Consider the following 21,183-nt stretch of genomic DNA (forward strand, 5'->3'; position numbering starts at 1 on the left):
AACAACTATATGACGAGAACGGGTGTCGGATGAAGATTCGGCATAATAGGGAAACCGGTGAAAATCCGGTACGGTCGCGCCACTGTAAGCGGGGAGCTGCACAACTGCCACTGTTTCTTAACGAGAAACGGGAAGGCCTTGGGCACTAGCTACGATCCGCAAGTCAGGAGACCTGCCTGTTCTATCACACCACTGGAACCTACGCGCAATAGGGAGGTGTTTAGATAGCAACATGCAGGCGATAGACTTGTCGATCGAACTTGTTCCCGACAGTGCTCATTGCTTGATTGCTTCCTAACCATACTCTAATCGCGGGCATCTCCTCCAATGGGGATGCTTTTTTTTGTGTGTCAAGGGGATTATCGCGCCAATAGATTAGTTTCTCAGAAAAAGGAGGAGCAACATGGCAAGCAACAATGGCAAGCTGCTCATCATCGGATTCGGTCCCGGAGCATTCGAGCATATCACCGAACGTGCGCGGCAGGCGATCGAAGAAAGTGAAGTCATTATCGGCTACAACACCTATGTGGATCTCATTCGCGGACTATTGACCGATCAAGAAATTGTCCGGACGGGCATGACCGAAGAAGTCAGCCGTGCACAGGAAGCGATTCGTCAGGCTGAAATGGGGAAAAAGGTTGCCGTTATCTCAAGCGGTGACTCCGGCGTATACGGCATGGCCGGCCTCGTTTACGAGGTGCTGATCGAGAAAAATTGGAATCCGGCGACGGGCGTCGAGGTTGAGGTTATTCCGGGCATATCCGCGATTAACTCATGCGCTTCGCTTCTTGGGGCGCCTGTCATGCACGATGCTTGCACGATTAGCCTAAGCGACCATTTAACACCGTGGGAGCAGATTGCAAAACGAGTGGAAGCAGCGGCGGCGGCGGATTTTATTATCGCATTGTACAATCCGCGGAGCGGCCGGCGTACGAGACAGATTGTGGAGACGCAGCGGATTTTGCTAGCGCATCGGTCTCCCGACACGCCGGTAGGTTTAGTGAAAAGCGCCTATCGTGACCGGGAGCAAGTAATTGTGACGACACTCGGCGCGATGCTGGAGCATGATATCGGAATGCTCACGACGGTCATCATCGGCAACTCTACGACATTTTTCTATGAGGGACTTATCATAACGCCGCGCGGATACAAGCGTAAATATACGCTCGATACGGTCGAGCAAGCTTTACGGCCACACGAACGCCTGCGTACAGAGGCGGAGCCGTGGTCGCTCAACGCGCGAGAAGAAGATTGGGAGAGCGAAGAGGAAGAATCGGCTACGCCTGAGACCAAGACAGAGCCAGCCCATCATCCGGTGTCGCTCGCCTTGGAAGCGCTTGAGCTGCTCACAGCGAAGGGAATTGTCGCTGGCGGGCGGATGACAGCAGCGGCCCAGTCGCCGAGCCCTGCGCGGACAACCTTGTCTATTCTTGAGCTAGGCGTTGCCCCAGGTATCGCGAACAAAAAATTCAGCGCCCAGCAAATGATGCAGATCGCCGAGCTGGTCGGCGAATCGGGCGAGATCGAATATACGCCGCATCATCAAATCATCATTCGCGTGGAGACGGAGGACCCGTCCAGCATTGTGTCGCGATTGAAGGCGGAAAACCTGCTCGTGTTCCCTATCGGCGATGTCGCGCAAGTAAAGGCATGCGATTTTTGCAATCTGGAGAAGGACGAAGCGATCCCGATTGCGGAGCAGCTGAACCTGGCCATCGGCGGGCTTAAAACGCCTAAAGAGTTGAAGGTCGGGATCAACGGCTGCGGCATGGCTTGTTACGGCGCCGTGCTGGAGGATATCGGCATCGTGTTCCGCAGAGGCGCGTACGATTTGTTCCTCGGAGGCAAAACGATTGGCCGCAACGCCCATGCTGCGCAGCCGGTGGCAGAGGGCATCTCCGCTGCCGATATCGTGCCGGTGATGGAACGTATTTTTAAGGAGTATACGGAAAAAGGACATCCGAACGAACGGTTTCATAAATTTTTCAAACGGGTTGGCCGAGTTGCAGGCTTCGCCTATCAGGACCATCATGCGCCTGTTGAAGTAGACGCGGCTTGCGGAGATTGAGGAGGATTGGAATGGAAACGATATTGCTTGTTGGTCACGGCAGCCGTGATCCGGAAGGAAACGAGGAGCTGCTTCGATTTGCTGATCTAGTCAGGGCGCAAGCGCCGGGCTTCCTCATTGAAACGTGCTTCTTGGAATTTGCGAAGCCGTCGATCGATCAAGGCATTGCAAAATGCGTTGCGCAAGGAGCGAGCCGAGTTGTGCTTGTTCCGATCATTTTGTTTGCAGCAGGACATGCGAAGATTCATATTCCCGATGCGATTGACCATGCGAAAAAGAGGTACCCGCATGTCCAATTCGCGTACGGGCGTCCGATTGGCGTTCATCAGAAGGTTATTAATATATTAAAATCCCGATTGGCAGAGTCGGGTTACCCAACAGAAAAATATGGCGGAGAGCGGGATCAGGACACAGCGGTGCTGCTACTGGGACGCGGGAGCAGCGACGTGGATGCGAACAGCGATTTTTATAAAATGGCTCGCCTCTTCTGGGAACAGGTGCCGGTGAAATGGACGGAAAGCTGTTTTATCGGCGTAACTGAGCCTTCCTTTGAGGAAGGGCTGGAGCGATGCTTGCAGCTTGGCGCCAAAACGGTATACGTATTGCCGTACTTCCTGTTCACGGGCATTTTGATCAAGCGCATTGAGCAGATGGTTGCGGAATTCGCAGAGCAGCATCCGGACCGCAATATCGTGCTGGCCGACTATTTCGGGTTTCATCCTGAGCTTGCGGAGCTATTGCTGGACCGGGTAGCGGAGGCATTCGAAGGACGCGCAGCTATGAATTGCGATTTGTGCAAATATCGCATGGAGGCGGCTGCTCATATGGAGCATCACCATCACCACGATCACGATCATGATCACGAACATGCACACGACCATGATGACCATCACCATGACCACGACCATTCACATGATCACCATCACGACCATGAGCATTCGCATGAACACGGCCATTCTCACGAGCATAAGGAGGAGCCGCAATGATCTTCATGCTTTGCGGGACTAGCGATGCGAGGGAGCTGGCCGTGCGTATTCGGCAGAGCGGCTGCAAGCTGCTGACATCGGTCGTTACGGAGAGCGCGGCGAAGAGCCTCACGGATGAAGGGCTTGAGGTTCGCGTGGGCCGGTTGACCGAAGATGAGATGGTCGAGCGGTTTACGAACGAAGGGTATGCCGCCGTTATCGATGCCAGCCATCCGTTCGCCGAGGAAGCGCATCGCAATGCCATGCAAGCGGCGAAGCGCGCGGGCATTCCTTATATTCGCTTCGAGCGAGCTTCGCTCGTCTATGACAACCACCCTGGGCTAACGGTCGTCCCCGGCTATGAAGAGGCCGCGCTGGAAGCGAAGCGCCGCCAAGGCTCCGTCATGCTGACGACCGGTAGCAAGACGCTGCATATATTCGCTCGGCATTTGGCTAACGATCCGAGCATTCGGCTCGTCGCTCGCATGCTGCCAAGGCGCGATAACATGGAAAAATGCGAGGAGCTCGGCGTCGAGCAAAAAAACATCATCGCGATGCAGGGGCCTTTTTCCCGTGAGATGAATGAAGCGCTCTACAGGCAGTACGGCACGACCATTATGGTGACGAAGGAAAGCGGCTCGACGGGAGCCGTCGACGAGAAGGTGCAAACCGCGCTCAGCATGGGCATCGACGTCATCCTGATCTCGCGGCCTGAGCTGGCGTTCGGTACCGTATTCACGGAATTCGAAGGCATTTTGGAGCAAGTGAAGACGATTTTGGCTTGATTATTGGGAGGGATTTTGAATGGATTTCAAAACGGAATTTAAGCCGCTTACGATACAGCCGCAGGAAATTGAAGAAAAGAGCTTTGAGATGATTACAGAGGAGCTAGGCGAGCATTCATTCACGGAGGACCAGTATCCTGTCGTGCAGCGAGTCATTCACGCTTCTGCCGATTTTGAACTCGGGCGCAGCCTTGTGTTCCACCCGGATGCGATTGAGTCCGGAATTGCCGCGATTCGCCGGGGGGAGAAGGTCATCGCGGATGTGCAGATGGTGCAGGTAGGCATTAGCAAAGAGCGCATCTACAAATATGGCGGCGACGTCAACGTATATATATCCGATCCCGATGTAGTGGAGGAAGCGAAGCGGCTGAATACGACGCGTGCGATCATATCGATGCGCAAGGCGCTGCGCGAAGCAGAGGGCGGCATTTATGCAATCGGCAACGCTCCCACGGCATTGCTGGAGCTAATTCGCCTTGTGAAGGAAGGTCTCGCCAAGCCGAGCCTGATTATCGGCATGCCTGTCGGCTTCGTATCGGCGGCGGAATCGAAGGACGAGCTGCTTAAGCTTGATATTCCATACATTACAAATATCGGGCGCAAAGGCGGAAGCACGATCGTTGTTGCTGCGCTTAACGCAATATCGATCATGGCGGATAAACGCGCATAGGCGAGGCGGGCGCATAGAAGGGGGGATCGCCGTGAGCGAGCGGCAGCAGGAGGAAAACAAATCCGAACAACCGATGAGGCATGGCTTTACGACCGGCGCATGCGCAACTGCGGCTGCCAAAGGCGCGCTCACGATGCTGATCACCCAGCAATCGGTTCACGCTGCGGAGGTATGGCTGCCGGCAGGCTTTGCCCATGCGTTCGAGCTGATCGAGGGCGAATATACGAGGGATATGGCGCAGGTCGCGACAATAAAAGACGCAGGCGACGATCCGGATGCGACGCATAAAGCGAAAATTATCGCCACTGTCTGCTGGAAAGAAGGCGGCGGCATCGAGCTGGATGGAGGCGTCGGCGTCGGCCGAGTCACCAAACCGGGGCTCCCGGTACCCGTTGGCGAAGCCGCGATCAATCCGGTGCCGCGAAGAATGCTGACGCGTGCCGCCGAGGAAGTGCTAAGCGAGTTCGGCATCGCGCCGGAACGCGGCGTTAGAATTGTTATTTCCGTACCGGACGGTGAGGAAATCGCCAAAAAAACGTTGAATGCACGCCTCGGCATTCTTGGCGGTATCTCGATTCTCGGGACGCGCGGCGTTGTTGTGCCATTCTCGACCGCGGCCTACAAGGCCAGCGTCATTCAAGCGCTGCAGGTGGCGAAGGCGTCCGGCTGCAAGCAGGTCGTGCTGACGACGGGAGGCAGCAGCGAAAAGTACGCTATCAAGATGAATCCAGAGCTAAGCGAGGAAGCGTTCATCCAGATGGGCGATTTTGTTGGATTCTCGCTGCAGCACGCCAAGCGGCTGGGCATGGGGAAAGTCAGCCTCGTCGGCATGATGGGCAAGTTTTCGAAGGTGGCGCAGGGCGTCATGATGGTCCATTCGAAGAGCGCGCCTGTCGATTTTGCGTTTTTGGCTAAGGTAGCCGCTGATGCGGGTGCAAACGCTGAATTGCAGCAGTCGATTATGGAAGCCAATACCGCTTCGCAAGCCGGGGACCTTGCAGCGGAGGCGGGAATCAATGAGTTTTTTAATCGACTATGCGAATCCGCTTGCCGACACGCTTTGATGCATATCGGCGGCGGCATCGCGGTAGAAACCGTACTCGTCACGATGAAGGGCGAAGTGCTGGGGAGGGCGGAAGTAGTTGGATAAACGCATTCATATTATAGGCATTGGCGATGACGGCCCACGGGGGTTAAGCGAAGCAAGCCTGCAGCAGATTGAACAAGCTGGCGTGCTGGTTGGCGGCGAGCGCCATTTGGCCATGTTTCCGGGGATCGGAAACGAGCGCATCGTACTGAAAGGCGGATTCGTGCAAACCGTTGAGCGGCTGCTGAGCCTGCGGGAGCAGTCCCCGGTTACGGTGCTGGCTTCCGGAGACCCGCTGTTTTATGGGATCGCGGGCTTTATTGCCAAGAAGGCAGGGTCAGATGCCGTATGCATTCACCCGCATTTAAGCTCGTTGCAGCTTGCCTTTGCCAGAATGGGCGACAGCTGGCAGGATGCGGTGCTTGAGAGCGTGCATGGAAGGCCGATTAAAGGACTGGCGCAGCGCATAGACGGCAAAGCAAAGGTAGCCTTGTTGACCGACGAGACGAATAGTCCGGCAGCCGTTGCGGCCTACTTGCTCTCGTTCGGCATGGACGAATACGATGCGTTCGTTGCGGAAAATCTCGGCGGCGAAGATGAGCGGTATGGGTGGTGGACGCTGTCGGATATGGCGGAAGCCACGTTTGCTCCGCTAAATGTTGTCGTACTGAGGCGGAGGCTGGATGCGCCGCCTTCGCGGCATGGCATCGGCTTTGAAGATCTTGAGTTCGATCAGCGGAAACCGGATAAAGGACTCATTACGAAAAAGGAAGTGCGCGTGCTGAGCTTGGCCGAGCTTAAGCTGAAGCCGGACAGCATCGTTTGGGATATCGGCGCGGGCTCCGGTTCAGTCGCGGTCGAAAGTGCAAGGCTGGCGCCGCTTGGGCAAGTGTTCGCGCTTGAGAAAAATGAAGGCGACCTTGTGAACATCCACAGCAACAGCCGCAAGTTTAGAGCAGACCTTACGGCCATCCACGCGAAAGCGCCCGATGGGTTGGATCGTTTGCCTGATCCGGACGCAGTGTTCATCGGCGGCAGCGGCGGCGAGCTGCGCGAGCTCATCCGCATCTGCTGCGAGCGCCTTAAGGAAGGCGGACGCATTGTCGTGAATGCAGCAACGATCGAAACGCTCGCGGCGGCGCAATCGGCGCTGCGCGAGGGTGGCTTTGATACGAATATTGCGCTCGTTCAGATTTCGCGGAGCAAACCGATTTTGGACATGACTCGTTTTGAAGGACTCAACCCGATTTATGTCATCACCGGAAGCCGCGGGAACGGAGCAGCACAGAAGCAAGGGGAGAAGGAAGCATGACGACTACCGCTGTAAAAATAGGGACGCTGTACGGAGTAGGCGTTGGACCGGGAGATCCGGAGCTCATAACGGTCAAGGCGTTTCGATTGCTGAAAGAATGTCCGGTAATCGCATACCCGAGAAAACGGATGGGCGCCAAGTCCTATGCGCTTGAGATCGTTGAGCTGTATGTGAATACGGCGGAGAAGGACATGCTGGGGCTCGTCTTTCCGATGACCAAGGATCAGGCGACGCTGGATCGGGAGTGGAATAAAACAACCGAGCTGATCTGGCAGCATTTGCAGGCCGGTCGAGATATCGCTTTTGTAACCGAGGGCGATCCGAACCTGTACAGCACATTTATTCATATGGCGCGGCTCATGCAGAAGCTCCATCCAGAGGTGCCAATTCGTTCGGTGCCTGGCATCTCATCCGTACTTGGCGCGGCTGCAAGGCTGAATGTTCCGCTTGCCGACGGCGATGATCAAGTGGCGATCGTGCCTGCGACCGGCGATCGTGATGAAATGAAACGCGCGATCGTCGAGCATGACGCGATCGTATTTATAAAAGTAGCGAAGGTTTTGGATATGATGATCGACATTTTGGAGGAGCTCCACCTGATCGATAAAGCTTCTGTCGTGACGAAGGTCACTTCCCCTCAGGAGCTGGTCTGGCGCAACATTCGCGAGCTCAAAGGGCAGGAGCTGGAATATTTAACGTTGATGGTGGTGAGAAAATGACGCTCAACCCGCAAGTCTATATCGTTGGCGCAGGCCCGGGAGACCCAGATTTAATTACGGTTAAAGGTCAGCGTATTTTGCAGCAAGCCGATGTTGTGCTTTACACCGATTCGCTTGTAAATGAAGAGTTGATTGCCCGTGCGGGCAATCATGCGACGGTGCTGCAAAGCTCAGGCATGGACCTTGAGCAGATGGTTCAGCTGATGGCTTCTGCGGTACGCGCAGGCAAATCGGTCGCGCGCATTCATACGGGAGATCCGTCGATGTACGGTGCGATCTTGGAGCAAATGGTGCTGCTAAAGCAGGAAGGCATCGCCTATGAGATTGTTCCGGGCGTCAGCTCCGTGTTCGCGGCTGCGGCGGTGCTCGGCGCTGAGCTGACGGTGCCGGATTTGACGCAGACGGTCATTCTCACGCGCGCGGAAGGGCGGACGCCTGTCCCTGAGCGGGAAAAGCTGCGTGACCTCGCATCCCACCATTGCACCGTTGCGCTCTATTTAAGCGCTACGCTGGCTAAGAAGGTTGTACGGGAGTTTATTGAGGCTGGCTGGGATGAGGATACGCCAGTGGCAGTCGTACAGCGTGCAACTTGGCCGGATCAGAAAATTTTGCGCTCGACGCTGCGTAATTTGGCGGAAGATTTGCGTCAGGCGGGCATCCGCATGCACGCGATGATTTTAGCTGGCAAGGCGCTCGATCCTTCGCTGGTCGATCGCGATGAGCATCGCTCCAAGCTGTATGACAAAACGTTCACGCACGGCTACCGGAAAGGAGTGGCGGCAAGTGAGTAATCCTTTTGCCGCTGTTGCGATCACGAAGCATGGCGTGGAGATGGCGCGTGATCTTGTCGAACGTTTTCCCGGTACCGACCTGTACTATATGAGCAAATTCGCTCGCGGTGACGAAGCGGTGAAGGGCTACGAGATGTTCGAAGGCTCGGTAAAGCTCATTTTGCCGGATCTGTTCAAGAAGTATAACGGCCTTATAATCATTATTTCGCTAGGTGCAGTCGTTCGCATGATTGCGCCGATTCTGGAAGATAAGAAGAAGGATCCTGCCGTTATCGTCATCGATGACCGGGGCGAGCACGTAATCAGCGTGCTGTCCGGCCATTTGGGCGGCGCGAATGAATTAACCCGTGAGGTGGCTGCCGCACTCGGCGCTCGGCCGGTGATCACGACAGCTTCGGATGTGCAGCAAACGATCCCTGTCGATCTATTCGGGCGCAGCTTTGGCTGGGTCATCGAAAGCTTCGACAAAGCGACGCCGGTCAGCGCTTCGGTCGTCAACGAGGAGCGAGTCGTCGTCGTCCAAGAAACTGGCGAGACGAATTGGTGGACATACGAGAAGAAGCCGCTGCCCGATCACATCCGCGTCTATGCGAATGCGCAGGAAGCAATGCATGTGCCATTCGATGCTGCGCTGGTCGTTTCCGACAGGCTGCTGTCTCATGAGGAAGAAGCCGTTCTGCTGCGTAACGGCGTATTATACCGCCCCAAGTCGCTGGTAATCGGCATGGGATGCAATCGAGGAACATCGGCAGACGAGATCGAAAGCGTCATAATCGATACGCTTGCCGACATGCGGCTTTCGCTGCGAAGTGTCCGATGCATCGCGACGATCGATATCAAGAAAGATGAACAAGGGCTGCTGGACATCTGCCGCAAATATGGGTGGCGGTTGGAGGCGTATACGCCTGAAGAGCTTAACGAGGTTCCACTTGCGAACCCGTCTGACACAGTGTTTAAGTTTACAGGCGCTTACGGCGTATGTGAGCCCGCGGCTTTACGCGCAAGCGGCGCATCGGAATGGCTGCTGGAGAAGAAAAAGAGCGGCAACGTAACGATCTCGATTGCTCGCGTGCGCTTCCCGCAAACAGCTGCCGCATGTTCGGAGGCAGTGCGATGAGGGGCGAACGCAGAGCCCGTTTGGTCATCGCTGGGACTGGCAGCGGCGCAGGGAAGACGACGATTACGATCGGGCTGATGGCTGCGCTGAAGCGTCGGGGACTAGAGGTTCAGGGCTTCAAATGCGGTCCGGATTATATTGACCCGTCCTACCATACGGCAGTTACAGGTCGGCAGTCACGCAATCTCGACACTTGGATGCTGTCGCACGATACGATGAAGGAAATTTTTTTGCGCGGCTCGGCGGGGGCTGATGTATCGGTTATTGAAGGCGTTATGGGCATGTTCGACGGAAAGGATCCGTTGTCGGACACGGGCTCGACAGCGGAGATTGCTTCTCTGCTGCAATGCCCGGTACTGCTCGTCGTAAATGCGCAAAGCATGGCGCGCAGCGCCGCGGCCATCGTGCTCGGCTTCCAGCAGTTAGCCGGAAGCGGACGAATTGCCGGCGTTATCGTCAACAAATGCGGCAGCGCGGGTCATTATAAGCTCGTTAAAGCAGCCATTGAGCAAGTGTGCGGCATTCCAGTGCTGGGCTGGCTGGGGCGCGACGACGAGCTGCAGGTGCCGGAGCGGCATCTCGGCTTGGTGCCTGCCATCGAGCGCGGCGAGCTGGAGCCGTTGTTCCATCGCGCCGCTGATCTCATCGAACAAGGCGTTGATCTGGATGCCGTGCTTGCGCTTGCTGAACATGCGCCGGAGCTTGTGTGGCCGGTTGAACGGTTGTTTTCGGAAGCGGCTGACAAATGTGTGAGCCTGACGGGCACACAGCCGATTATTGCCGTTGCCAAAGACGCGGCATTTAATTTCTACTACCCGGAAAATCTCGAGCTGCTGGAGCAGATCGGCGCGCACATTCGCTTGTTCAGCCCGCTGGCTGGAGAGGCTGTACCGGAAGAAGCCGATGGCGTATACATTGGAGGCGGCTTTCCGGAGGAGTTCGCTTCCCGGCTTGCGGCTGCTAGCCATGTAGGTCGCGACCTGAAGGCAAGAGCCGAGGACGGGTTGCCCGTATTTGCCGAATGCGGCGGGTATATGTATTTGTCCCGTTTCATCACGGACCGCTCCGGCAGCAAGCACGAGATGGTAGGTTTGATTCCTGCAGAGGTCCAGATGCAGACGAAGCTTGCAGCGCTCGGTTACCGAGAGGTGAAAGGGCTGCGCGACAGCTTGCTGCTAGCTGAAGGGGAGACGATTCGCGGGCATGAGTTTCATTACTCGACGCTGATCCCGGACGATGAGCATTACCCCTACGCCTATGAGACCAAAGGATTGCGCGGGCAAGGAAAGGACGGCTACGGCTTGCCTTCACTTACGGCGGGGTATACGCATGTCCATTTCGCATCGAATGTAGGTGCGGCTCGCCGATTCATTGCACAATGTGCGGCATATCGCCTGCAGAGGAGGGTGTCCAATGGCATCGACTGATCGGCGAGCATCGCGCAGAGGATTTACGCTCGTGTATACCGGAGACGGGAAGGGCAAAACAACAGCGTCTATCGGGCTTGCCGTACGCGCAGCAGGCCGCGGCTATAAAGTGCTGATCCTGCAATTTATCAAATCGCCGCAGCGTACCTATGGCGAACAGCTGGCGCTCAGCCGCATCGGGATCGAGATTCGCCAGCTCGGCGTCGGCTTTACATGGACTAAGACGCCGGAGGAGCATCGCGATGCGCTGCATATGGCTTGGACGATGGCGAAGGAAGAAGCGATGAATGGCGACTGGGACGTTATCGTTCTCGATGAAATTAACAACGCGCTCGGCATCGAGCGGTTTCCGATAGCCGACGTCCTTCCGCTGCAAGAAGTCGTTGAACTGCTCGAACAAAGGCCGGCCCATCTGCATCTCGTGTTGACGGGCCGCGGGGCGAAGCCGGAAATTATCGAGAAAGCGGATCTGGTCTCCGAGATTCAGCCAATCAAGCATTACTATAACGAAGGCGTGCCGGCAGTGCTTGGCCTTGAATTTTAGCTGGCAGCGTACTTGTGAAAATAGAATGGATGCGTGCATATGTCAATTATAGATGCCTTAAAACACCGTCGGGCAATTCGCAGCTACGATGCTCGTGAAGTGGACGAATGCCAGTTGGCCAAAATGCTGGAAGCGGCGACTTGGGCGCCAAACGACCGTTTGCGAGAGCCGTGGCACTTTTACGTCATTCGCGGACAAGCCAAGACGCGATACGAGCAAATGGCCGCGGAATATTTGCAGGAGCGTTTCCCGACCAAACCGAATCTGGTGAAAGAATCGCTAGCCGTGCTTGAAACGACGACGCTGATGATTGTCGTTACCGCGGACATCGTGCCAGGCGATGAAGCGTCATCCGAAGATAACGAATATGCCGCAGCCTGCGCGATTCATTCGATGTGGCTTGCTGCTCAGGAGATGGGGCTTGGCTTCGTCTGGCGCACGCGCGGCGTCGGACTCGTTCGGGATCAACGCTTGCATCAGTTTATCGGCTCGCCAGACAATAAGAAAATTATAGGCACCGTATTCGTTGGCTATCCGGCGGCGGAAACGCCCCCGACGGCGAGAACCTCTTATCTGGATAAGACTACTTGGCTCTAGCAGCCGTGACGCAAGAAGAATCGTCCTGCCTATGACAGTAGAAGGATGAAGAAGGAGGGACAGGCTTGCAGCGGGCGAAGACGGTTATGGTACAAGGAACGTCCTCCGACGTAGGGAAAAGCGTGCTGACGACAGCGTTGTGCCGCATTTTACGCCAAGACGGGTGGAAGGTTGCGCCTTATAAATCGCAAAATATGGCGCTCAATTCCTATGTTACGCTGGACGGAAAAGAGATTGGCCGCGCGCAAGGGGTGCAGGCGGAAGCTTGCGGCATTGCCGCAACAACCGACATGAATCCGATCTTAATCAAGCCGACCCGGGACATGACGGCGCAGATCGTCGTACACGGCAAGCCGCATCAGGAGATGAGCGCCACTAGATACCGAGAGGAGTATTTGCCTCTGGCTGCCGACATTGTGGTCGCTGCGCTCGAGCGGCTTCGTGCGCAATACGATGTCGTCGCGTTAGAAGGGGCGGGAAGTCCAGCCGAAATTAATCTCAAAAGCCGGGATATCGTCAATATGCGCATGGCTGGTTGGGCTGACGCACCTGTGCTTCTAGTTGCCGATATCGACAAAGGCGGTGTATTCGCGGCTATTGTAGGTACGCTAGAGCTGCTGGAGGAGCATGAACGGCAGCGCGTCAAAGGGTTCGTGATCAACAAATTCCGCGGCGATATCAGTTTGCTTCAGCCCGGCCTCGATTGGCTGGAGGAGCGCACGGGCATTCCAGTGCTTGGGGTCATTCCGCATTTGCCAAGGCTCGATATCGAAGCGGAGGATTCGGTTGTGCTGGAACGTTCGCAACGCTCAGACGACACCGGAGCCGATGCTGAGGGCAAGGAGTTGGATGTGGCGGTAATCAGGCTTCCGCGTATCTCTAACTTCACCGATTTTGATCCGCTGTCCGCCGAGCCCGACGTTGCGCTTCGTTATGTGGAGGGCGCCGATCAATTGCAGCAGCCCGACATTATGATATTGCCGGGATCGAAAAACACGTTGGACGACCTGAGCTTTCTGCGCGAAAGCGGTTTGGCCGAGGCGATTGACCGATTGGTCATAAGCGGCTGTACGCTCGTCGGCATTTGCGGCGGTTACCAGATGCTTGGCCGTAAGCTGAACGATCCGCTGCAGGTGGAATCGGAATGCGGAGAAGCGGTCGGTCTCGGCTATCTCCCGTTGGAGACGACTTTCTATGAAGAGAAACGGACGGAACGCGTAATTGGCACTGTTGTTAGCAAGCATCATGATTGGAATGCGTTCATCGGTACTCCCGTGTCAGGCTATGAGATTCATATGGGGCAGACGAAGAAGCTGGAGCCGGTTCAGTCTTTATTCTCGCTCGGCAATCGGGAGGACGGCGCGATATCGGAGGATGGCCGCGTATGGGGAACGTATGTGCATGGCATTTTCCATGCGGATGCCTTCCGTCGACAATGGTTGGATTCAGTCCGCACCGCGAAAGGTTTGGAGCCTATCCGTGTCATCCTCCCGTTCAGTGCCCGCCAAGACGAAGCTTTCGATCGGCTGGCAGCGCATGTTCGCAATCATCTGGATATAGACAAGCTGTACGAAATTATAGGGTTAGAGAAGTAGTGAAGGCCGTTAAAGCGCCCTCTTCCGCTTATATGGATTTGGCCGCTTTTTTTATGAAAAATGTTTGGAGGTAACGAAATGAAACGCAAAGGGGCAATAAGCAGCGTCTTATTGGTGCTCGGGTTTACGTTGTATTTATCGGTGAATGAGCCGCAGACCGCTTATGCGATGCACATTATGGAGGGGTTTCTGCCCTGGGGCTGGGCGCTGTTCTGGTGGATTGTTTTTGTCCCGTTCTTCGTGCTGGGGCTTCGCTCTTTAATCAAGATTACGAAGGAAACGCCGGAGCTGAAAATTATGCTCGGACTAGCGGGCGCTTTCACCTTCGTCCTATCGGCGCTCAAGATTCCGTCTGTCACAGGGAGCAGCTCGCATCCAACGGGAACCGGTCTTGGAGCAGTAATGTTCGGTCCGCTTCCTATGAGCGTGCTCGGCTCCATCGTGCTGTTGTTCCAAGCAGTACTGCTGGCGCATGGCGGCTTGACGACGTTAGGCGCTAACGCGTTTTCAATGGCGGTGGCAGGTCCGATTGTCGGCTATGCCGTTTATAAAGGGATCATGAAGGGAACCGGAAAGCAAAAGCTGGCTATTTTCACAGCTGCGGCCCTCGCAGATTTGTCCACCTATGTCATTACGTCATTGCAATTGGCATTAGCGTTTCCAGCAGAGAGCGGGGGAGTTATTGCTTCGTTTGCCAAGTTCGGCGGCATTTTTGCACTTACACAAATTCCGCTTGCCATCAGTGAAGGCCTACTAACTGTATTGATCTGGAACTGGCTGCAAGCCAATAGCTCAGATGAGCTGTCCGTTCTGCAGCGCAGAATGAAAGGAGCGAATCTATCGTGACCCTTCGAATGAAAAATCTATTGCTGCTAGTTGCCGTTATTCTATTGGCGATTATCCCGCTGCTCTTTGTGAATGGCGATTTTGGCGGGGCAGACAATGCGGCGGAGCAGGCCATTTCGGCGATAAAACCGGACTATCAACCGTGGGCTTCCTCTCTGTTTAAGCTTCCTTCTGAAACGGAAAGCATGTTATTTGCTCTGCAAGCCGCTCTAGGCGCGGGGTTTATCGGCTATGCGATCGGATGGTTCAAGGGCAAATCATCGAAAAACAATCGCAATGATTAAGCGCATCGATTCGCTTTCCTACAAAAACAAGCTTAGAAATATCGCTCCCCTGTGGAAATTTATGTTTGCCGCTGCATTATTCGCGCTTTCTTATTTATCTCATCCTATCATCCAGCTCGCCATCATGGGCTGGATGTTCGTGTGGATCGTCATTTATGCTCGAATTCCTGTAAAGCAGTATGTTTTATTGCTTGCAGTGCCCTGTCTGTTTTATGCGGCTAGTTTTCCAGCGCTCGTCCTCGAGATTGAACCGTTAAGCTCTGATTCCTTGACTTCAGGCGTTGTACTATTCACTGCCTTTCATTGGGCTATCAAGCTTAGTGACGCTAACGTCCTTATGGCCGTTCATTTATTCGTTCGGGTGGCGGCCTGTTTGTCTTGCCTTACCTTCGTGACGTTAACTCTCCCGATTACGGAGCTGTTTCAAGTGTTCAAGAAGCTGCGGATGCCTGCTTTAGTGCTCGAGCTGATGCTGATAATGTATCGTTTTCTGTTTTTGCTCATGGACACGGCTTCACGGATGTATGCGGCTCAATTGGCGCGTGGCGGGCATTCAAGCTTTCGCAGCAAAATAAAAGACATGGCGATGCTGATCGTTAGACTTTTCGACAAAACCATGCAAAGGTACAAAGGGGTTTCGAACGGATTAATCGCAAGAGGGTTCACGAATGACATCCTGATGCCACCGTATGAGGCCATGCCGATGCCCGCTCGGTATAAGTGGGAGGGCTACATCGGTTTTGTCATCTTAGCCGTTGTTGAAGTATGGAATCAATGGAGGGGAATCAAATGAATGCAATACTGGAGGCGCGGGATGTAAGCTTTAGCTATCCAGGCAGCGAGCATGAGGCGCTTCGGGGGCTGAATATGCACCTTCCAACGGGGAAAAAGACGGCGATCTGCGGTCATAACGGTTCCGGCAAATCGACCTTATTCCTCCAAGCCGTAGGTATTCACAAGCCGGAGCGCGGCGCGGTCCTTTGGAACGATTCTCCCATTGCGTATCGTCCCAAGGACCTGAAGGCGCTTCGGCAGCATATCGGGCTCGTGTTTCAGGACCCGGAGCATCAATTGATTTTGACTACACCCTATGAAGATATATCGTATGGCCTTCGCAATGCTGGCATGCAAGAGGATGACATCCGGAAGCGGACTCTGAGCATGCTGGAAACGTTGAATCTGACGCCATTGGCAGACACGCCGATTCATCACCTGAGTTTGGGGCAAAAAAAACGCGTTGCCCTCGCAGGCGTAATGGCGCTTGAGCCGGAGCTGCTCCTGTTAGATGAGCCGACCGCATATTTGGACCGGATCTCCGAGCAGAAGCTAATCGAAGCGTTGGATCGCATTCATGCGAATGGCGTTACCGTCGTGATGGCTACGCATGATATGAATTTGGCCTATGCCTGGGCAGATTGGATGCTCGTTATGGATCGGGGACAGTGTGTGTTGGAAGGCACGCCCGCGGAAGTTTTCGAACGTAAGGATCAGTTACTCACGCTTGGGCTGGAGCTGCCGCTTCTGCTCGAGGTTTGGCAATCGCTTCCGCAGTATTTGCAAAACGGAGATGCTCCGCCTCGCAGCCTGCAGGAATTTAAACAGCTTATGCACCAGCTTCAACCGTCTGTTTCGGCATCAGCCGGGCATGCACGATAGGGGGAAGGACAATGACCACGTGGGATCTATCGGCAACCAGGCATCATGTATTGATTTGTAATGGCGGCAGCTGCATGCGCCAGCTTGGTGATGAAGTTACGCTAGCGATACGAGAGGAGATCAAACTGCACAAGGCTGATAACTATATTCATACGACAAGAACGAAGTGCAACGGGCGCTGCGAGGACGCATGCGTCGTAACCGTTTATCCGGAAGGGATCTGGTACCAAGGAATGACGCCGGAAAGCGGCAAGCGGCTTGTAAGAGAGCATTTGCTGCGAGGTGAGCCTCTTCGTGAACACATGACGTTGTTCTATCATGATCATCGCTTTGTTCCGACCGGGAACGGCTCGAAGGGATATTCGAAGTCATGACGGGATGCGTTCCAGCAAATCGTTCAATTAAAGTGTAAAGCCGCGACAAATGTCGCGGCTTTGTTTGCTATTCGTTCAATTGTAGGAGACTTCAGAAGCGTGCTGCTGCTTCTGCTCTTTCGCGCTCACCAGCGTGAGCAGCGGGACAGTCAATAAGGTTGTGACGACTGCCACGAGGACCAGTATCGAGAATAGCGTTTCAGAGATGATCCCCGAGGTAAAGCCGATGTTGGACAGAATGAGCAGCATAGAGCCTCGCGCGTTCATCAGAATGCCAAAAACGGAAGAGTCGCGCCACGTATAGCCCATGCTTCTCATCGCAATGGAACAGCCGCCGAGCTTTCCTACAATAGCAAAGGTGAGAATAACCAGCAGCGGCGCTGCCATCTGACTATCGAAGACGAGGCGGAGATCGGTGTTGAGTCCAATGTAGGCGAAAAATAACGGAAGCAGAATGACGGAAATGAATGTTTTCAGCCGTGCCAGCACAAGTTGCTTGAACAGCCGGTGCTGCGGCATCATGATGCCGGCCATGAATCCGCCAAACACGGCATGTACGCCCAGAAAATCAGTCGCTTCCATCGATAGTAATACGGCGCCAATGATTAAGGCAAGCTGCAGTAATGACAGCCTTTGCAGCCGGACAACTCGCTGGCCAAGCCGTGACATCCAGCTTCGAAACAGCGTGAGCATGAAGAGGATGTATAGGCCGCAGCCAACGATACCGATCAGGCTGGAAGCTACGCTTGCCGAGTGCGCTAGCGCGATGACGATGGTTACGAGTACCCATGCAACGACGTCTTCGATCGATGCGGAAAATAGCGTCAAGGTGCCAATCGGAGTCGTATGCATCTGCCGTTCTTGCATGATCCTGGCTAGCACAGGAAAGGCGGTAATGGACAATGCAACGGCCATGTACAGCATAAATATATAAGAAGGGATACCGGCAGGCGCAAAGTCTTTGACATACATCGCGCCTGCTGCAATGCCCAGTACGAAGGAGGGGACGATGCCGACGATCGAGAGCAGTGTGCACTTGGACAGATTTTTCTTGTTCATTAGCTGCCGATCAATCTCCAGCCCAACTAAAAACATGTAGATGCCGAGCCCTGCGCTGCTGAGAGCCTGCAGAAGCTGCTTCACCTCTTCCGAGAACAGCATCGTTGACAGCTGCGGGCTTGCATGACCCATTAAGGAGGGGCCGAGCATAACCCCGGCGATCATTTCGCCGATCACTCTAGGCTGTCCGATAACTTGCATGAACCGTCCAAGCAATCTGCATAGCACAATAATGATGATAAAAGCGGGGACGAATTGAATGATAATCATAAGGTTCATGAATAACCTCGCATGTCAACTAGATCGTAACGCCATGCAGCATTTTCAAATAGTCGTAGGTAGAAGGCAGGGAAGTTCCAAGCTCGGCAGTCTGCTTCTTCAGCTGCGCGAACATAGCGTTGGCTTTCTTGACAGCCTCCGGCCTGTACGCCAGCTTCGGCAATGCTTGGTCAGGCAGCCAATTCATGCCTGCAAACATGCAGTAGTAGTTACTGTTTGTCCAAAAATTGCGGAATTCCATCTCGAAGTTGTTGTAATAGGAGCTTTCGTTTGTCGTTAGCGGCGGGCAGACGACAAGACCTGCTTTATAGGTTTCCAGCTTATGCTTCAGCGCATCGGAAATTTTGAGTTCATGCTTGTTTGCTCGCCAAAACTCGGTGTCATCGCGTGAAGTGATCAAATAATGTGACTGAATGAAGTCGCGGGAATCATCGAACATGCCTTCGATCTCTTCATTAAACCGGTTAATGAGCGTAGGATTGAAGCTTTTGTCAGGGAAATGCTTGACCAGCTGGTAGATGGCTGCGTAGATGAAGTAAAGGCCAGTCGATTCTAATGGCTCCAGGAAGCAGGAGGACAATCCGATGGAAACGCAGTTTTTGACCCAGGCACGCCGGTTGCGGCCGGTACGGAAGCGGATTTTGTTAAGCTTGGCTTTATTCGGATCAAGGTTCCACAGCTTTATGAAATCCTCGGTTGCCTCATCCTCGGATGCAAATTTGCTGGAGTATACATAGCCGGAACCAAATCGACCGAGCATCGGGATTTTCCATGTCCATCCGTGACGCATCGCGATGGAGGAGGTGAAGGGCTCCACGCCAAAGCGCTCATCGTCATGCGGAATGTTGGAGGCTATAGCGCTGTCGCAGAAGAGATAATCGCTCATATCGATGAAGGGCTCTTTCAGCGCTTGATTGATAAGCAGTCCGCGGAAACCGGAGCAATCGACGAATAAATCTGCTTCGTAGCGCCCGCCCTTACGCATCGTCAGCGCTTGAATCGACCCATCAGGCTTCAGCTCCACGTTATCCAGCTCATCCACGACGTGGCGTACGCCCCAGCCGACTGCGAGCTTCCTCAGGAAGGCGGCAACCAGATTAGCGTCAAAATGCCAGGCGTAGCTCATCTTCCGGGTACCGTCCTGCATACGTGGAGACAGCTTGGCATCAAGCAATGGCGCTTTATCGTAACAGGCATAAGCCATCTCTTCATGGTCGCCATCTTCGAGCATGCGACGTGCCCAATAATGGGAGAGCGGCACATTGTCGCAATCCGGAACCTGCCCAAAAAGATGATAGAAATAATTGTCGGGCTCGCCTTCCTGAGGCGCCTTGCGCCAGTTTACGAACTTGATCGCTGCCTTGAAGGAGGCATTGCAGTGCGGCATCCAGTCCTCTTCACGCAAGCCTAGAAAATCAAAAAATACACGCTGGAGATTTGGAATCGTAGCCTCGCCTACGCCTATCTTCGGAATGGTATCCGCTTCGATAAGCGTGATTTGAAGCTGATCGCCGAATGCTTTGGACAAGTAGGAAGCCGTCATCCACCCCGCAGAGCCGCCGCCTAGAATGACGACAGATTGAATACGTTCTTTCATTAAAGCACCTCCGAATTTAATTGTGCGTCTTGTGGCGCGGCTGCAAAATATTTCTCATACTTCGCTTGCACGTAGCTGCTGCACGGCGCCGTCTCGCGGACAGGGCAATCATCGCAGGTTGGAGGGGCCATGACGAGTTTATCTAACCGAAATTCTTCCCGTATGAACATGCAGTCCGGATCGGATGCGCGGCCGCAATTGAACGCATTATTGGCATTGCCTCGGCAACCGCCTTCGCAGCCAACCAGGTGGTAAAGCTCGCATGAAGAGCATGGACCTGAGATAAATTCCTCTTGTTCCGTAAATATGCGGGACTCTAATTTGTTTTTCACAATTTCCTGCAAGCTGTTTCGTGAAATGTTGCCATGTGGAATCGATTGGCCGACGCAGGACATCGCCTCGCCGAATCCGTTCTGGTTGTATTTGATATGAAGGCCGGTCTGGGTCATGGTACAAGGGTTAGCGAAGGCCGGTGTGATCAGATATTCAATCTTCTTCATGAGCTCTTCTTCGTAGGTGGAATTGTCGGAGACGACAAAGTGGGGGTAGTGTTGCCTGTCGTAGTCAAAAATGTTGAACAGCAGCTCCTTCAGCTGATCCGTGTCCGGAACCAGATGCAGGTTCCGTTGATCGTCCGAAACCCGCATCCGCTCAAAGAAGGGGGTGATGCTGTTCTCTCTGCAATATTTATGCACCTCGAATGCATAGTCGATCGTCTGATTGTTGATGACAAAGTCGCCGATGAACTCGAAATCTTGGCCGACCGCGTTCCATTCTTTCTTGATTGTAACGATGTTCGCAATCGCTTCCTCCAATGTTTTGGAGTAGCCTGGGAATCTAGTAATTCGATCATGCTCCTTGTCGCCTTCCTCATCCAGATAGGGGAGATGGGTTACGATAACGATGCCGGGCAAGCACACTTGCCTCGCATAATCCATCTTTGCCAGCTTGACCGCATTCGTGATTAATATCGGCGTCAGCCCTTTGCTGATCGTATACGCCAGAAGGCTTGGCAGCTTCGAGTGGAGAGTCGGCTCCCCGCCGATGAAGGCGATTTGACCGAACAGCGTTTTGCCAGATACCGGCTCGACCTCTGTCGCTTGATCAATGATCGCTTTGATTTCATCGGCCGGGATCGGCTTAATGGACTCGCTTTTCGTATCGAGCGCGACGTAGCAGTATTCGCATTTCAACTGGCAGTGGAGCTGATGGACGATTTCCAGAGCAAGGCATTCATAAAGCGCCTTGCCTTTCTCTCTGAAGTTTTCTGCGAGCATGTAGTAGGTTTCTTTCTTGCGGCCTTTGCCGGAATAGCCTTGCAGCCTTTTGACATATTCGTAATACTCGTCGGTGTAATAGTCGATGTTCTTCTCTTGGTAGGCTTTCTTTAACTCAAGCATAACTATCCCTC

Annotated in this window: 21 protein-coding genes and 1 riboswitch; of the genes, 18 read left to right on the forward strand and 3 right to left on the reverse strand. The window is 54.1% G+C overall.

Translation table 11 applies throughout. The features are described 5' to 3' along the window. The first annotated feature begins 3 nt into the window (after positions 1-3). Positions 4-194: riboswitch (cobalamin riboswitch) on the forward strand. A gap of 209 nt (positions 195-403) precedes the next feature. The 18 genes from cobJ to PAECUDRAFT_RS04655 all read left to right on the forward strand — a co-directional run bounded on the left by cobJ (position 404) and on the right by PAECUDRAFT_RS04655 (position 16,837). Continuing rightward, positions 404-2,068 carry a precorrin-3B C(17)-methyltransferase gene (cobJ, locus tag PAECUDRAFT_RS04570; protein ID WP_006036937.1) on the forward strand — a complete coding sequence of 555 codons (1,665 nt, stop codon included), beginning with the start codon at positions 404-406 and terminating at the stop codon, positions 2,066-2,068. Between the two features lie 11 nt (positions 2,069-2,079). Next, positions 2,080-3,054 (forward strand): sirohydrochlorin chelatase, encoded by a 975-nt coding sequence (locus PAECUDRAFT_RS04575; protein ID WP_006036938.1) that lies wholly within the window; start codon positions 2,080-2,082, stop codon positions 3,052-3,054. After that, positions 3,051-3,818, forward strand: coding sequence for a precorrin-6A reductase (gene cobK / locus PAECUDRAFT_RS04580; RefSeq protein ID WP_006036939.1), 768 nt, complete (start codon positions 3,051-3,053; stop codon positions 3,816-3,818). Before PAECUDRAFT_RS04575 ends, cobK begins: the two co-directional genes overlap by 4 nt. A gap of 19 nt (positions 3,819-3,837) precedes the next feature. Next, a complete protein-coding gene (locus tag PAECUDRAFT_RS04585) occupies positions 3,838-4,488 on the forward strand; it encodes a precorrin-8X methylmutase (RefSeq protein ID WP_006036940.1) in 651 nt (216 codons plus the stop codon). A gap of 31 nt (positions 4,489-4,519) precedes the next feature. Further along, a complete protein-coding gene (locus tag PAECUDRAFT_RS04590) occupies positions 4,520-5,638 on the forward strand; it encodes a cobalt-precorrin-5B (C(1))-methyltransferase (RefSeq protein ID WP_006036941.1) in 1,119 nt (372 codons plus the stop codon). Beyond that, positions 5,631-6,887, forward strand: a complete 1,257-nt coding sequence (locus tag PAECUDRAFT_RS04595) for a bifunctional cobalt-precorrin-7 (C(5))-methyltransferase/cobalt-precorrin-6B (C(15))-methyltransferase (protein ID WP_006036942.1) — start codon at positions 5,631-5,633, stop codon at positions 6,885-6,887. Before PAECUDRAFT_RS04590 ends, PAECUDRAFT_RS04595 begins: the two co-directional genes overlap by 8 nt. After that, positions 6,884-7,606, forward strand: coding sequence for a precorrin-2 C(20)-methyltransferase (cobI, locus tag PAECUDRAFT_RS04600; protein ID WP_006036943.1), 723 nt, complete (start codon positions 6,884-6,886; stop codon positions 7,604-7,606). The genes PAECUDRAFT_RS04595 and cobI overlap by 4 nt, the downstream gene beginning before the upstream one ends. Then, positions 7,603-8,397, forward strand: a complete 795-nt coding sequence (cobM, locus tag PAECUDRAFT_RS04605; RefSeq protein WP_006036944.1) for a precorrin-4 C(11)-methyltransferase — start codon at positions 7,603-7,605, stop codon at positions 8,395-8,397. Before cobI ends, cobM begins: the two co-directional genes overlap by 4 nt. Continuing rightward, the gene (locus PAECUDRAFT_RS04610) at positions 8,390-9,514 is read left to right on the forward strand and encodes a cobalt-precorrin 5A hydrolase (RefSeq protein WP_006036945.1); all 1,125 of its coding nucleotides are present in this window, start codon (positions 8,390-8,392) and stop codon (positions 9,512-9,514) included. Before cobM ends, PAECUDRAFT_RS04610 begins: the two co-directional genes overlap by 8 nt. Beyond that, positions 9,511-10,941 (forward strand): cobyrinate a,c-diamide synthase, encoded by a 1,431-nt coding sequence (locus PAECUDRAFT_RS04615; RefSeq protein ID WP_006036946.1) that lies wholly within the window; start codon positions 9,511-9,513, stop codon positions 10,939-10,941. The genes PAECUDRAFT_RS04610 and PAECUDRAFT_RS04615 overlap by 4 nt, the downstream gene beginning before the upstream one ends. Further along, positions 10,928-11,485, forward strand: a complete 558-nt coding sequence (locus PAECUDRAFT_RS04620) for a cob(I)yrinic acid a,c-diamide adenosyltransferase (protein ID WP_006036947.1) — start codon at positions 10,928-10,930, stop codon at positions 11,483-11,485. The genes PAECUDRAFT_RS04615 and PAECUDRAFT_RS04620 overlap by 14 nt, the downstream gene beginning before the upstream one ends. A gap of 39 nt (positions 11,486-11,524) precedes the next feature. Continuing rightward, complete coding sequence (locus PAECUDRAFT_RS04625; protein WP_006036948.1) at positions 11,525-12,082, forward strand: nitroreductase family protein; 558 nt, start codon at positions 11,525-11,527, stop codon at positions 12,080-12,082. 65 nt (positions 12,083-12,147) lie between these two features. Next, complete coding sequence (locus tag PAECUDRAFT_RS04630; RefSeq protein ID WP_006036949.1) at positions 12,148-13,677, forward strand: cobyric acid synthase; 1,530 nt, start codon at positions 12,148-12,150, stop codon at positions 13,675-13,677. A gap of 78 nt (positions 13,678-13,755) precedes the next feature. Next, a complete protein-coding gene (locus PAECUDRAFT_RS04635) occupies positions 13,756-14,523 on the forward strand; it encodes an energy-coupling factor ABC transporter permease (RefSeq protein WP_006036950.1) in 768 nt (255 codons plus the stop codon). After that, positions 14,520-14,807, forward strand: a complete 288-nt coding sequence (locus PAECUDRAFT_RS04640; RefSeq protein ID WP_006036951.1) for an energy-coupling factor ABC transporter substrate-binding protein — start codon at positions 14,520-14,522, stop codon at positions 14,805-14,807. The genes PAECUDRAFT_RS04635 and PAECUDRAFT_RS04640 overlap by 4 nt, the downstream gene beginning before the upstream one ends. Beyond that, on the forward strand, positions 14,800-15,600 hold the full coding sequence (gene cbiQ / locus PAECUDRAFT_RS04645; RefSeq protein ID WP_006036952.1) for a cobalt ECF transporter T component CbiQ: 801 nt from the start codon (positions 14,800-14,802) through the stop codon (positions 15,598-15,600). Before PAECUDRAFT_RS04640 ends, cbiQ begins: the two co-directional genes overlap by 8 nt. Then, entirely contained in the window at positions 15,597-16,463 is an 867-nt protein-coding gene (locus PAECUDRAFT_RS04650; RefSeq protein ID WP_006036953.1) for an energy-coupling factor ABC transporter ATP-binding protein, read from the forward strand. Before cbiQ ends, PAECUDRAFT_RS04650 begins: the two co-directional genes overlap by 4 nt. Before the next feature lie 11 nt (positions 16,464-16,474). Beyond that, entirely contained in the window at positions 16,475-16,837 is a 363-nt protein-coding gene (locus PAECUDRAFT_RS04655; protein ID WP_006036954.1) for a (2Fe-2S) ferredoxin domain-containing protein, read from the forward strand. Positions 16,838-16,912: 75 nt separating this feature from the next. On the opposite strand, the gene PAECUDRAFT_RS04660 is transcribed toward PAECUDRAFT_RS04655, so the two are convergent. The 3 genes from PAECUDRAFT_RS04660 to PAECUDRAFT_RS04670 are packed head-to-tail and all read right to left on the reverse strand — an operon-like array spanning position 16,913 to position 21,172. After that, positions 16,913-18,175: a cation:proton antiporter domain-containing protein gene (locus tag PAECUDRAFT_RS04660; RefSeq protein WP_006036955.1), complete on the reverse strand. Its 1,263-nt coding sequence runs from the start codon at positions 18,173-18,175 to the stop codon at positions 16,913-16,915. Positions 18,176-18,194: 19 nt separating this feature from the next. Continuing rightward, complete coding sequence (locus tag PAECUDRAFT_RS04665; protein ID WP_006036956.1) at positions 18,195-19,772, reverse strand: tryptophan halogenase family protein; 1,578 nt, start codon at positions 19,770-19,772, stop codon at positions 18,195-18,197. Beyond that, the gene (locus PAECUDRAFT_RS04670) at positions 19,772-21,172 is read right to left on the reverse strand and encodes a radical SAM protein (RefSeq protein ID WP_006036957.1); all 1,401 of its coding nucleotides are present in this window, start codon (positions 21,170-21,172) and stop codon (positions 19,772-19,774) included. Before PAECUDRAFT_RS04670 ends, PAECUDRAFT_RS04665 begins: the two co-directional genes overlap by 1 nt. Positions 21,173-21,183 lie beyond the last annotated feature (11 nt).

The organism is Paenibacillus curdlanolyticus YK9 (assembly GCF_000179615.1).
GTDB classification, from domain to species: Bacteria; Bacillota; Bacilli; order Paenibacillales; family Paenibacillaceae; genus Paenibacillus_T; species Paenibacillus_T curdlanolyticus.

Coding starts and splice junctions, on each gene's coding strand:
- PAECUDRAFT_RS04585 (WP_006036940.1), top strand. CDS start 3,838: ATGGATTTCAAAACGGAATTTAAGCCGCTTACGATACAGCCGCAGGAA.
- PAECUDRAFT_RS04670 (WP_006036957.1), bottom strand. CDS start 21,172: ATGCTTGAGTTAAAGAAAGCCTACCAAGAGAAGAACATCGACTATTAC.
- cbiQ (WP_006036952.1), top strand. CDS start 14,800: ATGATTAAGCGCATCGATTCGCTTTCCTACAAAAACAAGCTTAGAAAT.
- cobM (WP_006036944.1), top strand. CDS start 7,603: ATGACGCTCAACCCGCAAGTCTATATCGTTGGCGCAGGCCCGGGAGAC.
- cobK (WP_006036939.1), top strand. CDS start 3,051: ATGATCTTCATGCTTTGCGGGACTAGCGATGCGAGGGAGCTGGCCGTG.
- PAECUDRAFT_RS04620 (WP_006036947.1), top strand. CDS start 10,928: ATGGCATCGACTGATCGGCGAGCATCGCGCAGAGGATTTACGCTCGTG.
- cobI (WP_006036943.1), top strand. CDS start 6,884: ATGACGACTACCGCTGTAAAAATAGGGACGCTGTACGGAGTAGGCGTT.
- cobJ (WP_006036937.1), top strand. CDS start 404: ATGGCAAGCAACAATGGCAAGCTGCTCATCATCGGATTCGGTCCCGGA.
- PAECUDRAFT_RS04665 (WP_006036956.1), bottom strand. CDS start 19,772: ATGAAAGAACGTATTCAATCTGTCGTCATTCTAGGCGGCGGCTCTGCG.
- PAECUDRAFT_RS04615 (WP_006036946.1), top strand. CDS start 9,511: ATGAGGGGCGAACGCAGAGCCCGTTTGGTCATCGCTGGGACTGGCAGC.
- PAECUDRAFT_RS04660 (WP_006036955.1), bottom strand. CDS start 18,175: ATGAACCTTATGATTATCATTCAATTCGTCCCCGCTTTTATCATCATT.
- PAECUDRAFT_RS04635 (WP_006036950.1), top strand. CDS start 13,756: ATGAAACGCAAAGGGGCAATAAGCAGCGTCTTATTGGTGCTCGGGTTT.
- PAECUDRAFT_RS04650 (WP_006036953.1), top strand. CDS start 15,597: ATGAATGCAATACTGGAGGCGCGGGATGTAAGCTTTAGCTATCCAGGC.
- PAECUDRAFT_RS04575 (WP_006036938.1), top strand. CDS start 2,080: ATGGAAACGATATTGCTTGTTGGTCACGGCAGCCGTGATCCGGAAGGA.
- PAECUDRAFT_RS04625 (WP_006036948.1), top strand. CDS start 11,525: ATGTCAATTATAGATGCCTTAAAACACCGTCGGGCAATTCGCAGCTAC.
- PAECUDRAFT_RS04655 (WP_006036954.1), top strand. CDS start 16,475: ATGACCACGTGGGATCTATCGGCAACCAGGCATCATGTATTGATTTGT.